Annotated in this window: 13 protein-coding genes; 7 read left to right on the top strand and 6 right to left on the bottom strand. The window is 52.7% G+C overall.

Annotated elements, in window-relative coordinates:
- Positions 1–63 precede the first annotated feature (63 nt).
- From CQ018_RS20720 to CQ018_RS13145, 3 genes are all read right to left on the bottom strand, one after another.
- Complete coding sequence (locus tag CQ018_RS20720; protein WP_105550465.1) at positions 64–852, bottom strand: transglycosylase family protein; 789 nt, start codon at positions 850–852, stop codon at positions 64–66.
- A 340-nt stretch (positions 853–1,192) separates the two neighbouring features.
- A complete protein-coding gene (locus tag CQ018_RS13150) occupies positions 1,193–1,894 on the bottom strand; it encodes a phosphonatase-like hydrolase (protein ID WP_258142607.1) in 702 nt (233 codons plus the stop codon).
- Between the two features lie 10 nt (positions 1,895–1,904).
- Entirely contained in the window at positions 1,905–2,639 is a 735-nt protein-coding gene (locus CQ018_RS13145) for a GntR family transcriptional regulator (RefSeq protein WP_258142606.1), read from the bottom strand.
- Between the two features lie 190 nt (positions 2,640–2,829).
- Here CQ018_RS13145 and CQ018_RS13140 point away from each other — a divergent pair, with 190 nt between their 5' ends.
- Positions 2,830–4,041, top strand: coding sequence for a TIGR03364 family FAD-dependent oxidoreductase (locus CQ018_RS13140; protein WP_105550463.1), 1,212 nt, complete (start codon positions 2,830–2,832; stop codon positions 4,039–4,041).
- Between the two features lie 172 nt (positions 4,042–4,213).
- On the top strand, positions 4,214–5,074 hold the full coding sequence (gene rarD / locus CQ018_RS13135) for an EamA family transporter RarD (protein ID WP_181149882.1): 861 nt from the start codon (positions 4,214–4,216) through the stop codon (positions 5,072–5,074).
- 14 nt (positions 5,075–5,088) lie between these two features.
- On the opposite strand, the gene CQ018_RS13130 is transcribed toward rarD, so the two are convergent.
- Complete coding sequence (locus CQ018_RS13130; protein WP_181149881.1) at positions 5,089–6,579, bottom strand: TIGR01777 family oxidoreductase; 1,491 nt, start codon at positions 6,577–6,579, stop codon at positions 5,089–5,091.
- 131 nt (positions 6,580–6,710) lie between these two features.
- On the opposite strand from CQ018_RS13130, the gene CQ018_RS13125 reads away from it, so the two are divergent.
- Positions 6,711–6,908 carry a hypothetical protein gene (locus CQ018_RS13125; RefSeq protein ID WP_105550460.1) on the top strand — a complete coding sequence of 66 codons (198 nt, stop codon included), beginning with the start codon at positions 6,711–6,713 and terminating at the stop codon, positions 6,906–6,908.
- On the opposite strand, the gene CQ018_RS13120 is transcribed toward CQ018_RS13125, so the two are convergent.
- Entirely contained in the window at positions 6,905–8,656 is a 1,752-nt protein-coding gene (locus tag CQ018_RS13120) for a hypothetical protein (protein ID WP_105550459.1), read from the bottom strand. The genes CQ018_RS13125 and CQ018_RS13120 overlap by 4 nt on opposite strands.
- 190 nt (positions 8,657–8,846) lie before the next feature.
- Positions 8,847–9,581, bottom strand: a complete 735-nt coding sequence (locus tag CQ018_RS13115; RefSeq protein ID WP_105550458.1) for a M50 family metallopeptidase — start codon at positions 9,579–9,581, stop codon at positions 8,847–8,849.
- A 503-nt stretch (positions 9,582–10,084) separates the two neighbouring features.
- On the opposite strand from CQ018_RS13115, the gene CQ018_RS13110 reads away from it, so the two are divergent.
- From CQ018_RS13110 to glsA, 4 genes are all read left to right on the top strand, one after another.
- Positions 10,085–10,381 (top strand): hypothetical protein, encoded by a 297-nt coding sequence (locus tag CQ018_RS13110; RefSeq protein WP_105550457.1) that lies wholly within the window; start codon positions 10,085–10,087, stop codon positions 10,379–10,381.
- A 93-nt stretch (positions 10,382–10,474) separates the two neighbouring features.
- Positions 10,475–12,046, top strand: a complete 1,572-nt coding sequence (locus tag CQ018_RS13105; RefSeq protein WP_105550576.1) for an AMP-binding protein — start codon at positions 10,475–10,477, stop codon at positions 12,044–12,046.
- Positions 12,047–12,118: 72 nt separating this feature from the next.
- Positions 12,119–12,817, top strand: coding sequence for an SGNH/GDSL hydrolase family protein (locus tag CQ018_RS13100; RefSeq protein ID WP_219844059.1), 699 nt, complete (start codon positions 12,119–12,121; stop codon positions 12,815–12,817).
- A 10-nt stretch (positions 12,818–12,827) separates the two neighbouring features.
- Positions 12,828–14,615: a glutaminase A gene (gene glsA / locus CQ018_RS13095; RefSeq protein WP_105550455.1), complete on the top strand. Its 1,788-nt coding sequence runs from the start codon at positions 12,828–12,830 to the stop codon at positions 14,613–14,615.
- Positions 14,616–14,693 lie beyond the last annotated feature (78 nt).

The raw sequence follows: 14,693 nt of genomic DNA, 5'->3' as shown, positions 1-14,693 counted from the left end.
CTTCGCTCACGGCGACGCACCAAACAGCCTTGAAACTCCTTAGACCGCGAAAGGTCAGTAAAACTACTTAGCCGGCAGGTCCAACGACTGGCCAACAAAGATCAGATCAGCATTTGGAACGACGTCCTGGTTCAGCGAAAAAAGATCCTGCCAGTTGCTGATCCCCTGTGACTGGGCAATCTTGAACAGGGTATCGCCAGCCTGAACCGTGTAGTTCTTGCCCGAATCCTTGACGTTGACGTTCACGTAGGCGGTTGGAGCCTTGGCGACCGGTGCAACAACACGCTTGCCACTTGAAACGTAGCTCTTGGTCGGAACAGACTTAGTCTTGTACGTTGCGGAGCTGCTGGACTTCAGCGTGCTTGTTGAGCTCGCATAAGTCTTCTTCGGGGTCTTCACCTTGACGGTGGCAGTCTTTGCAGGAGCCGACTTGTAAGTCTTTGCAGCGACCTTCTTGGTTGGAACCGCGGTGTAGGACTTTGCTACCGAACCCTTACCACCTGACAAACCAAGCTTTGCCGAGCATGCTGGCCAAGCGCCCCAGCCCTGTCCTGCCTTGACCTTTTCTGCAACACGAATCTGCTCTGACTTCGAGGCATTGTGGGCGCTTCCCTTACCGCCGTATGCCTTCCACGTGGAGGATGAGAACTGCAGGCCGCCCTTGTAGCCGTTTCCTGTGTTGATGGACCAGTTTCCGCCTGATTCACATTTAGCCAAGGCATCCCACGTGCCCGTGCCTGCGGCGTTTGCTGGAGCAACGGACATAACCATCGCGCCTCCCGCCACGGCTAGTGCAGCAATAGCTGCTGCGCCACGACGGATGTTCTTTTTCTTGGTATTTTGCTGGATCATGTTTCTCCAGTGCCATCCCCGCGTAGGTCGTCCAGGACCATTGTGGCGGCGTTGTCCGGCGTCGCATTCGACGTGTGAGTGGCTACTGCCGAGCTGGACAACGGAGGATTTCCGGCAGTAGGTGTACCAAGTTTCTAAACGAGCCGTTATAGAAACGTTACTTAATGACGGTACTTCACCACCCGGGGGTGAAGTCAAGCCCGCAGGTCAGAGAACCTGCAAACTGCCTAGTCAGAGTCTTGAAAAAACTTTTCAAACACCAACGACGCTGTTTTGTGGCTCTTCCAAGCCACAAAACAGCGTCGTCCAGACAAACTAACGGTAACTTTTCAGCGTTTACTTAGGCGTTGGCAAGCAACGACTCAATGATGCCGGGTAGGTCCTTCACACCTTCCAAAACCCACTCATGCGGATAAGCTTCTAACTGTTCACGCCCCAATGCTCCGGTCAGTACACCCAATGGCAAAACACCTGCATTATGTCCCGCTTGCAAATCAACGACGGTATCGCCACCCGCCACCACGTTGCGAACATTATGCACTGCCGTCAGCTCCATGACTCGCTGAATCATGTACGGCGCTGGACGCCCAGCAGCAACCTCATCGCTGGTGACAACCGCGTCAAGAAGTTCTCCCTCACCCACGCCCCAGCCCAGTGTTTTAATAATCGGATTTGCTACGTCTCGTGAAAATCCAGTAGTCAAAGCGACTTTTATTCCACGATTTTTAAGCTTCCGCAAGGCTTCTTCAACGCCAGGCAGGGCGACCGGCGGATTTTCGTTGTAAGCAGCGGCCAAAAGTGCACGGAAATGGTCAAATTGAGCCGCGACCACCTGTTGGGTTGGCTGCACTCCACCAAGTTCCATCAACGCCGCAATGGCCTCTGTTTTATCCGCGCCCATCCAGGTCTGCAGATCCTCGGCCGAAACAGTCGCTCCGGTTGCTGTGACCGCGCCCTCGAGAGCACGATAGACATCTCCGTGCTCGTCAACAGTGGTTCCCGCCATATCCAAAACTACAAGTTCAATCAATTTTATTCTCATTTCTTTTCCGTTAGGCATTGCGTGGGACGCGCGCCAGCGCGGCCCTAGCTTCCCGCGTATTTTCAATCACAAAATTTGCCGCCTGGGGCAAATATCTGTCATCAGAACATTCCAAAATTTGACCCTCGCCCCCGTATGTCACACGTCTTTCGCGCAATAAAGGAGCACCGATTTCTATACCAAGCAAGGAAGCATCGATTTCATCGGCCGAAACCGCATCGATCAGGTGTTTTCCCCGACTTATTTCGATACCTTGAGCCGTGAAGTAGCCGAAAATCGATCCAGTATCTGTATCAAATTCAAAAAGCAATTGGCCAACCTCAAACGCAAAAGTCCCACGCTCCAGCATGACTGGGACTTCATCGAGTAAGCGCAGCCGAACAAGCTGCACTACTGGTTCACCAACTGCTAGGCCCATGCATGCGGCGGTCTCGGACTTTGCCCTGCGACGAGCAATCTCATACGTTTGCTGTCCCGGAGCTTTTCCGATCGATTGCGCCCATTCAGTAAATGACATGAAAGTTGCAAACGGTTGAGATGGAACGGATCGGGCAACAGTTGGAGGTTTGCCACGACCACCCACGATTAGCCCTTCATGACGCAACGATGCAAGTGCATGCCGCACCGTCCCACGGGATACCCCATGGGCAGCACCCAACTCGGCCTCGCTGGGGAGGCAATCACCTTGTGACCACGTAGCAGAAGCGATGTTCTGTCTAAAAAGTTCGGCCAATTGGTGATGCATGGGTTCATTCGATATCTGCAGCACAAACTTGAGCATACAAGTTGAAAATGGGGTAAAACGGGAAATTTAGTGAACACCAAATGAACAAGTCACGGCCGTTTGGTGGTCAAAATGAACCATTGGTGAACTTGTCTACACAAGTGTGTTTTTGGCTTGAAATACCGTTAGACCTTAGAGAAGTATCGTTGCCGTGAACAACACCAAAATAGATTCAAAGCCCACCGAAGAAGTCCTAGCAAGCACCGATGTCCTCGTCGTTGGGGCAGGAATTATCGGTCTAGCCCATGCTGCAATTGCTCACCAAGCCGGGTTCAGCGTCACAGTTATTGAACGTGACCACCGGGCTATTGGTGCCTCAATACGTAACTTCGGTCATGCGTGCATCACGGCCCAACATGGAGAGCTCTACGATTTGGCTCAAGCAGGTCGTCGCCACTGGCTAGACTTCGCTTCTAAAGCAGGATTTTGGGCGTTAGAAGCTGGTGCGCTGGTGGTTGCGGCCACGGAACTTGAACTACAGCTCCTGCGCGAATTTTCGGCATCACGCCCAGTTGGCCAGGTCCGCGTTCTAGATGCCGAGGAAGTACGCGCCAAACTTGGCCGAGAAAACACCGACGGCATCCGTGGCGGCGCATTCCTCGCAGATGACCTGCGGGTTGATCCGCGCACCACCGTAGGCACACTCGCCAGCTGGTTGGATAGGCAAGAAAATGCAGAAGTACATTTCAATACCGCGGCCGTAGATTTCACTTTCGGTACCACCCGACGGGCACGTGTGAAGACCAGCCGCGGCATTTACGAAACCGATCATGTTTTCATCTGCGTGGGTCACGACGTTGACTATCTCTTTCCCGAGGTTGCCCTTGAGCATAAGATCACTCGCTGCTCGCTGCAAATGGCCGCCGCTGCCGCACCGGAAAGCACAACAATTATCCCTGCGGTTCTCACAGCTACTTCGATGCTTCGATACGATGCTTTCACCCGGATGCCAAGTGCTCCGCGACTACGCATCCACATGGAATCCCAGCGTCCAGACCTCTTAGATATCGGAGCTAATGTCATGTTCACGCAGCGTCCGGATGGAACCATGTTGCTCGGTGACTCGCACAGCTACGAACTGACACAGCCACCATTCCTTAGCGAATCGACTACCGACACCTTGCTTGATGCCGCGGCCAAGGTGCTAGATGTCGAACGGTTCACCCTCACGGAACGCTGGCAGGGAATCTACGCTTCATCAGACGTTGCACCATTACTCGTAAAGGAGATTTCCGAATCAGTGACCTTAGTTTCTGTCACCAGCGGGATTGGAATGACAGTATCCTTTGGCCTGGCCGAGGCAAACCTCAATGCAATGCTTCCTGCCGGCGCTTCACGGCGCTCGACTTCCCAAGTTAGCTAACGTGCTAGCTCATTTACCTTGATCAGAGCCTTTCGCCACCGTGTAGCTTTTGTCTTTCGGCCTGCATTCTTGCAAAGTTACAGTGCATATTAAGCACCAAAACCCTTTAGTCAACGGCGTTGACGTAGACTGATAATTGTCATTTATAGGATTTAGAGACGGAGCGTCGCTAGTGAATCGTGGCGTTCTTGCCTCTATTGTTGCCTCTGCACTTTTTGCAACAATTTTTCTCATCTCTGGTTCCGTAAATGGAACCGGACCCAACGAGGTCTATGGGTGGCGAATAGTTCTGACGCTTTTGGTCTTACTACCCGTTTACGGCTTCATTCCATCAAAGCGCGTCGAAATGCTTTCGCTGCTAAGCCGTATCAAAGCGCGGCCAGGACTATTGTTTTACGGGATTATTGCCAGCGGACTTGTTGGCGTACAACTTTGGCTTTTCATGTATGCCCCCATGAATGGCTATGCACTAGCAACATCTCTAGGCTATTTTCTGCTTCCGCTGGTCATGGTGGTTGCAGGAGGCGTCTTCTTTGCCGAACGACTCTCCCACGCACAAAAAATCGCTGTTGTACTTGCTGCCCTCGGGGTTGTCCACCAACTCATTTTTGCCGGCGGTATGGCTTGGCCAACCCTATTGATTTGTCTTGGCTACCCGCTCTACTTCATTGCAAGACGCAAGGCACGGTTCGAGTCGAACGCGGCATTCACCCTCGAAATAGCTATTTTGACTCCACTTGCCGTTTACTTCATCTTCACCGGAGCTAATGAACCCGGTGCCCAGATGTTGCCTGTCTATGCGATCGGTCTTCTGGGAGCGGGGGCGATGTTCCTGTATTTGGGTGCAGCGGCATCGCTTTCGCTCTCGGTATTTGGGCTCTTGAGCTATGTTGAACCGGTGTTGCTCCTCGTCGCCGCGGTCATGATGGGCGAACACCTCCAACTGAACGATGCATTCACCTACGGTCCAATTCTCTTGGCACTCGGTGTGCTGGCATTCGATGGCTTCCGTTCGTCCAAATCGTTGGGATAGCTTCCCGGTGTTGGCTAAAACTTGCCCAAATTGTGCCGAAGAGCCGACTCCAGATTTGAATGCCTAGACTCATATCCGCTTGCAATGAGTTTGGCGTTCGAGACCTTTTGGGAAGCAAACGCCAATTCTTCGGCACCTTCAGTACCTAGAATGAGCTGTGGTCCAAAAGCAGGGACCGAAATCTTGGCGGGCCTGCGCAGCACTTTGCCTAAGGTCTGGGCATACTCCCACGCTTGCACAGGGTTTGGCGCCACTGCATTGATGGGTCCTGCAAGTTCCGGGGTCAATAGGGCATGCGCATAAATTCCTGCCATGTCATCGATCCCCACCCAAGACTGCCATCCTCCATGACCCAGCGGACCACCAAGTCCAAGCGAAAATAGTGGCAGCAGTTGAGCCAAGGCCCCCGTCTCAGGAGTTTGTACCAACCCGGTTCGCACGGTGACTACTCGCACACCGGCTTCACGAGCCGGATCACAAGCGGCTTCCCAGTCCCTGCAAACTGTTGCCAAAAAATCATTTCCGACCGGAGCCAGCTCATCAAGAGCGGTGCTGGGATTCCCGTGGTGTGGTTTCGCACCGTAAATCCCAATTGCTGAAGCACTGATGAAACTTCGTTTTTTCCCATCAGTGGCGAGCGAAGCCAGAGTATCGGCAAGCAATCTCGTAGACCTGATCCGGGATTCTTGGATCTTCCTCTTGTTTTCCTCGCTGAAACGTCCGCCAATGGTATGCCCAGCCAAATTGATTACTGCATCGGCTTTGGCAAGTGATGTGGCATCAAGTTCCCCGCTCTCGGGGTTCCAGTACATTCGATCGGGCTCACGTGCGAAGTTTCGATCCCTGACCAGCCGAATAATCTGGTGTCCGCCCCCGGCAAGTAGCGCACACAATTGGCTTCCAATAATTCCCGAAGCGCCAGCCACAGCAATAGTTAGCGGTTTGGCGGGATACTTGGCGTGGAATCCCAGATCTGCTCGCAAGGTATTTTCACGATATTTGAAGACTTGGAGCAGCTCACGTGCAAAAGCATCTTCTGCTAATTTATTAGCTTTCTGCCAAGGCAACATCCCGAGTCCAGGAAGTTCGAACTCCACAACGTCACGCATCAGGGTTCCAGGCTGTCCATCGCAGATGATGTCACTGAAAAAATGTTGGTGCTCCCACCGCCGGATGGGGCCGGACTCCATAATATCGGTGAATGATCGTCCCCGATCTAAGGAAATATGTTTGGCTTTCCAGGGGATTCGAGCACGGGTCGTAGAAGGAAGGCCAAGAGCATTCGCACCCGCAGCAATTGCGGTGTCCAGGCCAAGGCCCAAGGTTCCTGACATCGATACTTCAAGTACTGCTCGTGAACCGACGTTTAGTGCATTGGTGGGTTCCTGCACAATGCTGCCTAAGAATGGTGCGGAGAGCCGTGGCAAGGCACCGGGACGTTCAAACCATTGAAAGACCGTTTCGCGATCAAAAGAAAGCCTGGTGGTGTATTCGAAAGTTGCCATGGTGTACATCCTTTGGTCCGTGGTTGCCCCTCTTCCAGCTTAGGCGAAAGTATGGGGAAACTACCCGAAGCCAAAGTGTCGGTGCCACGTACTGGACTAGGCGTAACAACCTGGATTGAAAGGAGTGTTCGATGGCTATCGGAATGCCTTCTGACCCCACATTGATGGAACTGCGCATAGCGGGATGGAGCATTGAAGAAATCGCACATACTTACGGGGTCAGCGAGTTAAGTGTTCGTGGGGCGTTTGTCCAACATTTTCTGCGAAACACCACGTTGTTACCGACACCAAGTCGGGTCGGAGACGCGGCAGATATTGAATTGGACTAAAGATCAAAAGTATCGTGCGCTACAAGCTCATGTAATTCTAAATTTCCGTCCATATGCTTCCAGTAGTGGACGCGGCGTGCAGCCGCAACGCCGCTTTCGACACTCATCCTCCAACATGTTGCGCCATCGTCCTCACGGACCAACTGAGGGTTATCCCCTCCAGCGCCTATCCGTTTGGGATGAATGTCGCGTGCTTTCATGCGTTCAGCTTGACCAGTCAGAAGTTGGATCAAAGCCTTTAGAGCTTTGGCACGAAGTACCGGCCCATGAGCATAGAACGAATCAACAAATTTTGGTCCAAAGATCACAGCTCCTTCATTCCATGGGTAGGCGGCCTTTTCATTGGAGGGAATCCGTTCGACCCATTCCATGTAGAGCTCATGCCTCAGAGAAAGCTCCGGGGTACTGAATTTTTCACGTATTTCAGACGCGCTGGTGGAGTTTTGCAGCCGTGCTTTCTTGCGGGCTACTTTATGCGATTCGTTCAGGGCCTCGGATTTGTTTTTCAATAAAATACGCAGCTTATGTGCTTCGTCGCGATACCTAGTTGCCTGCTCAAGAGCTGTAGCAAGTTCGTCTATATTGTTATTCGTTTCTTGACGACGCAAGGTATCCAATTGTGATTTCAGCGAATCAATATTCAAGAGCGCCTGACGTAGTGCTTCGCGTTGCTTATCTGGCGTGGGTATTCGCGTTAACCCGTAGGCCGTTGCTGTTCGTTCGGGATCGGTGAGATCCGGTACTAAATCACGGTCCAAAGCCAACCAGGGTGTTCCCCCACGGATTAAGGCCGGAGCAGGACTTATTGGTTCGTCATCATCAACATCGACAAGCAGCAATTTACGTAGGCCGTTTTCATTGACAAGTCGCGCGACGACTACTTGCCCCGGAGCCAACAATGAATCAACATCATCGAGTTCGTTAGAAGAAACGTCTTCCCGTGCGACCGTGATTCTTTCACCAGGTATCGGAGTGAGAACGGCCGTGTCTGCTCCCGTTTCCAACACCAGACACAAGATGAGTTGGTTCCATGAATACTGTTGCAGCAAACGAGGATGGGTTAGTGAATCGTGGAGCGAGAAACGCTGGGTTTGCGGATCATATACACCGGTAAGCCGACTGTTAGAACCGAATATCCACGATAGTGGTGCATCAGCATAGATGTCCTCACTTTTCAGTTCCACGCTCCCCCCAGTGTCCAGCGCGATCTTTGCGGTGAAACCACCATTAGTAAATTCGGTTACGATCCCCGATAACAAAGCCGTATGAGCGCCAGAGGCGTTCGGCACCATTCCCGGTGGGGCGATGGTGCGCACCGGGTCGGCGGCACGTCTGCCAGGGCCAGGGATAGGGGCAGTAGGAACCACAAGTGTTCGCGGATTGGGAAGAAACAGAACTTCGTCGATTACTTCATCAGTGAGATGTCCGATGTGCTCCCCAGGGCGAACAATATGCGGTTTACTCGGCGCAAACCCATCATTGGTCATGCCAATTGGATAGACACGGGCCGCGGTCCCAAAAACATCCCAGCCTTTGGGAAGATGATCACGTAGTTCATAGGTAACACGGCCTGAGTGAACTTCTATAACTTCGGCCCAGTCTTGGACTTCATCGGCTATTTCATCAGCGTTGAAACTTGGACAGTCTTTACGCAAGCTCTGAGTAATGACCACTGTGTGTAGCCGTCGGGGGTTGAGCAGATGACGAGCAAGATCCTGTCCCGAGAACTTCCATTTTTGTGCTCCCATGACAGGTCCCCCTCTACCCCGACGTTTGTTTATGTTCTTATTGCTCTAACCTACCCGAGCAAGTGTGCAACAGTGCGTTGTTCGCCAAGAGGAAATAACCTCCACAGATTCAATCATTCGCCGAAGTTCTACCCGTGTGTTCGCATTCCGGTCTGCTTTCCAATGGTCGTATAGGTGGTACATATATTGATTAGGTTCGTAGCATGAGCCTGAGCAAAAAACTCGAGGCAACGACGCAGCTACCAACCACCACAATAAATCCGCAGAGCCAGAACCACGCGGGTAGCCAGCCTCGAGTCGACAAGAGGTACGCGTCGGAAGCTTCAATGAGTTCGCGTCGATTAATATGGACGCCCAGGACTTTGAAAAGATCACGAACTCCACCGATGAGAAGCATCAGACCCAGCGACAAAACTACCCAAGCAATAGCTCCGCTTGGCGTGAAAACAACGAGCAATTGGGCGATTGCTGCCGATGCAACGGCAACCAAAATACCAGTCCAATTCCTGAGGAAAATGAGTGAGACCAAAAGGATTAGTGCACCAACCGATAATGCAGCCGAAGCGAAACCAAAGTACGACGACCCGATCAGCAAGGTTCCGGCAAGCGCCGGGACAGGATAGCCCCAAAACCCACTCCAGAGGGCCGAGAATCCAGGCTTTCCACTACTTACGAGTTCACCCGAATGATCGAGCCCGATTTTTAGTCCATGAACGACTCTTCCGGTCATCAGCGCCGCAAAGGCATGGCCAAGTTCGTGTACAAATGTTACGTACAGCCCAAAGAATTTCCAGGTAATCCGTGGAACTGTTAACAACATACAAAGGGTAATCACTGCAAGAATAGGCAACATCGTGAAGCTCAGCGGTTCACTGCGCACGAACCCCTGAAGGACAGCCTGCCACCAGATTTCTAATACTTGCATTTACCAACCCTAATGATGCGCACTGAGTGCCAAGTATGAGAATGCTCAGCACTACCAATTCTCCCCCTCGAACAGCTTTGGTAAGGGCTCTTTTTTCTAACCCGCAGGCTCAACGAAGTAAAGAATTAATATTCGAAAATATTACCTTGAGAACTTACTTCATCGAAAATTCTAATGAATACTCTCGACTTCCATCACTCCAAGACGCCAAAGCTTCTCATCCGCGACCTGTTACCGATTTCGGGGGGCACCGTCAAATACCTCACCGTGTAGATCACCAGTGAGGGTCTATCAGAAACCGAGGCAATGATTCGCAATGCCTTCCTCGGCGAGCGCAGGTAGCTTCGGCTCAGTCTTTTCCCAGATCAGGGAACCAAGATAAGACACGATGTATGAGGGCGTTGAGCAACTCAGCGTCGAATCACCCAAAGATCCCATATCTAGGTACCGCAGGCCTACGCTGGTTACCGAGGAACAACGAACTTTAGGAGTAAAGAAAAGACATGTCGCTATTACCTTCTGCTCTGGCTGGAGCCGGACTCCTCGGTGGTTTCGCCACTGCGCGCGCAACTAAAAACCGACCACTCGGCGGAGCAGTTCTTGCCGTTGCGGGAACAGGTGCTTTTCTGGCTTGGAAGGCTAATGCTGGAACTCCAAAGGCTGCTGCCCTGACGGCGCTCTATCTTGCAGCTTTTGGCGCTTCGCATCCATTGGCCAAAAAGATTGGTGCTTGGCCGGCAGTTAACACTGTTAGCGCTGGTGTGGTGCTGGCGTCGCTGGCCGTGGGCCGCAAACGCTAACTTAACACTGAGCGTTGTTCGGATGGTCACCTGATAACTTGACTCCAAGCAAAGTAATTTTCTTGAGCTCGTCCAAGGGTGGTCATCCGCGCAATGCAAGCGTTTAATATTCAGGTTTCTTCAACGCTGGCGTCCCAGGTACAACCTGCACAGCTTTTGTGCGATAGGCACCCTGCGGATCAGATTGCCTTCACAGTTATTGATGCAAACCTTGACTCAGTTGATTTGAGTTATGGGCTGATCAAAGATCGTTCGGAACGTGCAGCATCACTTTTTGCCGCCCGTGGAATCAAACCCGGAGACCGGGTAGCGACCTTGATGTCCAAGAGCGCCGAACTTGTCTATACGCTCTTGGGCCTTTGGCGTTTAGGTGCTGTGCACGTACCACTTTTCACGGCTTTCGCTACCCCTGCCATTGAGGTTCGGGTTGCCGGTGGTGGAGCCAAACTCATCATTGCCGATGACGCCCAACTACCTAAGTTAGAACTACTTGACTACCCGGTGCTGAGCACCGGGGAACTTGGCCCTTTGCTTGATCAGCAACCCGCAGGGTTCACGGCGTGCGTACGTTTGCTCGATGATCCGCTCGTTGAGATTTTTACTTCCGGTACTACAGGTACACCTAAGGGTGTTCCGGTTCCGGTACGTGCTCTTGAAGCATTCAATGTTTATTTCCAGTACGGGCTAGATGTCCAAGAAGACGATGTCTTCTGGAACGTTGCGGATCCGGGTTGGGCTTACGGTCTGTACTACGGGATTCTGGCACCACTTTATGCGGGCAGGCGTAACCTGTTGCTGACTACAGGTTTCAGTGCGGAACTCTGCTGGCAAGTACTAGCAAAGTTTGGAGTCACTAACTTTGCTTCGGCACCCACCATCGTTCGATCGATGCGTGCCTCACATCCTAATGGCGTACCGGGGCTAAATATCAAACGGGCTTCTTCCGCCGGTGAACCATTAGACGCTCCTACTATTGCTTGGTCAGAGTCGGTGTTGGGTGTTCCGGTACGTGACCACTATGGTCAGACCGAGATGGGCATGTGTATCGTCAATGGTTGGGCTCCAGAGGTCATCGATACGATCAAGCCCGGTTCCATGGGACGACCCATGCCTGGATATTCGGCCTGCGTTCTATTTGAAGACAAGGATGAGTGTGCTCCAGCGGGAACTCGTGGGCGAGTGGCTATTAATATTCCTGGATCACCCATGATGTGGTTCAACGGTTATTCCGGAGACCCAATGCTCACCGCGGCACGCTACTCGGCCGATGGCCGTTGGTATTACACCGGGGATGCCGGAACCATGGACGAGGACGGTTATATTTTCTTCTCCTCCCGCGACGATGATGTGATCATCATGGCCGGATACCGGATTGGTCCGTTCGAGGTCGAGTCGGTGCTAGCTGCGCATCCAGATGTGTTGGAATCGGCAGTTATTGGCGTCCCCGATGAACTTCGTGGCGAAGTGCTGGTGGCCTATGTGGTGCTCCGTAGTGGACTTTTGGGCAGTTACGAACTCACGGTAGAGCTTCAACAACTGGTCAAAACCCAATATGCAGCGCACGCCTACCCACGCCGGATCACCTATGTGAGTGAACTTCCTAAGACTCCCTCGGGCAAGTTGCAGCGTTTTGTGCTCAGAGATGCCGAATCGTTGCCAAAATAGGCATTTTTCACTAACTCCCACACCCTAGGCTTGAAGCATCAAGCGGGAAGAAACCTAGTGAAAAATCAACGTTTGGCCTTTCCAATAGCACTCATCGGAATCTTGGGGGTCCTATTGTCACTTGTCGGCGCTCCGCAGGGCCCGAAACCCACTCCCCTGGCGCTCGGTACCTTGGCCCAAGCCAACTCCACAACTTTTCTGGTTGCCGGAGACTCAATAACAGCAGCAGGGAGCCACACGGTGGCTGCCGGGCAGGTTGGAGAGGCTTCGTGGATCCATTTTGTGCACCCCGAGGGACAGCCTTCCGACCTTACCTGGGTTGGTGGTTGGGCCATGGGTGGAGCACAAACCGGGGATATGACCAGGGCTCTACATCATGCCTCTGCAGATGCCCTAGTGATTGTGGCTGGCACCAACGATCTTGCCCACCGCATCGGGTTTGCTCAAATTGCAGCAAACCTCCAGAGCCTCACAAAAATCGTTTCAACAGAAGTGGTATTGCTTTCGAGCGTTCCGCCACGTGATGATGAAGCCAGCCAAACAGCAATCTACAACGAGTTTCTACGTCAGCTCGCCATGGAACAAGGATGGCTCTTTGTTGATGCTGCGGCGGGGCTGCGTACACCCGCTGGCACCTTCAAAGCGGGACTCAGCGATGATGGGGTGCATCCAACCATTGCCGGCGCTCAAATCCTAGGTCATGCCATTGGTGAGGCCCTCAACAATATTCCTTTGCAAGCAAACGGCCCACTCGAGGCTCCAAACGCCTAGGCTGGGAATCATGCGATCCCCCATAGCTGATTACCTGAGCCATCTCTATGAGGACCTACTCAAGGTCACTTCCGGCACGCCCTACCAAGGCATCCCGGCCATGGCTGATGCCGATACCTCAAAATTTGCTATAGCCATGGCCACGGTAGATGGGCACATTTACACGGTAGGTGATGCAGAGCTTGAGTTTTCAATCCAGTCGATCTCCAAACCGTTCTCCTATGGATTGGCCTTGGACGATCAGGGATTGGCAGCGGTCGATGCAAAAATCGATGTTGAACCCAGCGGCGATGCCTTTAATGAAATCTCCCTGGCACGCAAAACCGGACGCCCCGCCAACGCCATGATCAATGCAGGTGCCATCGCCACCATCTCGATGATCAAAGATGGTGAAACCTCACGGTTCGAGCGAATCCTTGAAATGTTTTCTCAGTGTGCCGGCCGCGAGCTCAGCCTCAGCGAAACAATTTATGCCTCGGAGGCCCTGACCGGGCATCGAAATCGGGCACTGGCCTACCTGTTGCGATCTTTCAATATTATTGAAACAGATCCGACCCCGGCGCTCGAAGACTACTTCAAAGCCTGCTCTGTCATGGTCAATACCTCAGATCTTGCGATGATGGCCGCCTCACTTGCAAATGGAGGTGTGCACCCGAGCAGCGGTGCCAAGGTAATGAGTGCCGAAGCCGTTCAACGAGTTCTATCGGTCATGACCACCTGTGGAATGTATGACGACGCTGGCGCATGGATCAGTGCCGTGGGACTTCCAGCAAAATCTGGGGTCGGTGGCGGACTGATCGCTGTACTTCCCGGACAGCTCGGACTCGCTATCTACTCCCCCGCCCTTGATGCACATGGTTCCTCGGTACGTGGGCTCGCGACCAGCGAGCGCATCAGTAAGGACATGGGTCTGCATTTTGTGCGGGCGGCACGCATTGGCCGCTCGGTCATCCGCGACCATTACGACATCACCGATGTTCCCTCGGCTACCCGGCACACCGAAGATGCCGTCAAGCTCCTGGCCGAGTACGGAAAACGCGCTCACATCTTAGAACTGGCCGGGGATCTGCTCTTTGCCGGAACCGAATCCATGGTGCGTGAGGTGAGTGATCTGTCAGCGGATGTTGAACTTGTCATCCTGGATCTACGCCGGGTCGATGAACTAGATAAGATCGCCATTCGGATGATCCAAGATCTGAATAATGCCATGGCTGCCGAGAGTCGCACCCTAGTCTTAGTTCAAGATCAGTTATTTGCTCCCCTTGAAGAGGTCAAATTCTTCTCAAATCGCAACGACGCCGTGGAATGGGCCGAAACCACCCTTCTCCTGCGGCACGGAACCCCCGATTTGATGCCGCAAGAGGTAGCAATCTCTGATTTTGCCGCGCTGGCACCACTTGCAGAATCCGATATTCGTGTACTCGATGCGGCTATGACCGAATCTAAGGTTGCCGATGATCAGATTATTCGTCGGGTGGGCCAAGACTTTGGTGGGGTGTACTTCATTCTCAACGGCAAGGTAGTGACCTCCACACACGAAGGTGATAAACCCACCCGCCATGCAACGCTTTCCGCAGGAATGACTTTTGGTGAAATTGCTCTCGGTGGTGAAGGAGATCAAACAACCCGAGTCACCGCCCTGGGCGAGGTACATCTGAAGGTACTCACCGCAGAAGCGATTGCACAATTGGAAACCAAGAACCCATCCCTCGCCCTGCGGTTCTGGAAAGCCATAGCTCGCGATGCTTACACCCGTGTCGAAGAGAACCTCAAGGATTCAAACTACCCACTACGCTGAGTGCATGATCGGAAAGCAAGAAACCAAAATGTCACAGGGTTAGTGCTAGTTTCGAAGGCAAGCCAAGCCTTGAAGGAG

The sequence above is a fragment of the Arthrobacter sp. MYb227 genome, assembly GCF_002975435.1.
Lineage (GTDB): Bacteria > Actinomycetota > Actinomycetes > Actinomycetales > Micrococcaceae > Paeniglutamicibacter.
The sequence above is the reverse complement of the archived record's forward strand: the minus strand, read 5'-3'. Positions and strand labels throughout refer to the sequence as shown.

Excerpts from the sequence above, each read along its gene's own strand:
- CQ018_RS20720 (WP_105550465.1), bottom strand. The coding sequence starts at position 852 with ATGATCCAGCAAAATACCAAGAAAAAGAACATCCGTCGTGGCGCAGCA.
- CQ018_RS13150 (WP_258142607.1), bottom strand. The coding sequence starts at position 1,894 with ATGAGAATAAAATTGATTGAACTTGTAGTTTTGGATATGGCGGGAACC.
- CQ018_RS13145 (WP_258142606.1), bottom strand. The coding sequence starts at position 2,639 with ATGCATCACCAATTGGCCGAACTTTTTAGACAGAACATCGCTTCTGCT.
- CQ018_RS13130 (WP_181149881.1), bottom strand. The coding sequence starts at position 6,579 with ATGGCAACTTTCGAATACACCACCAGGCTTTCTTTTGATCGCGAAACG.
- CQ018_RS13125 (WP_105550460.1), top strand. The coding sequence starts at position 6,711 with ATGGCTATCGGAATGCCTTCTGACCCCACATTGATGGAACTGCGCATA.
- CQ018_RS13120 (WP_105550459.1), bottom strand. The coding sequence starts at position 8,656 with ATGGGAGCACAAAAATGGAAGTTCTCGGGACAGGATCTTGCTCGTCAT.
- CQ018_RS13115 (WP_105550458.1), bottom strand. The coding sequence starts at position 9,581 with ATGCAAGTATTAGAAATCTGGTGGCAGGCTGTCCTTCAGGGGTTCGTG.
- CQ018_RS13110 (WP_105550457.1), top strand. The coding sequence starts at position 10,085 with ATGTCGCTATTACCTTCTGCTCTGGCTGGAGCCGGACTCCTCGGTGGT.
- CQ018_RS13105 (WP_105550576.1), top strand. The coding sequence starts at position 10,475 with ATGCAAGCGTTTAATATTCAGGTTTCTTCAACGCTGGCGTCCCAGGTA.
- glsA (WP_105550455.1), top strand. The coding sequence starts at position 12,828 with ATGCGATCCCCCATAGCTGATTACCTGAGCCATCTCTATGAGGACCTA.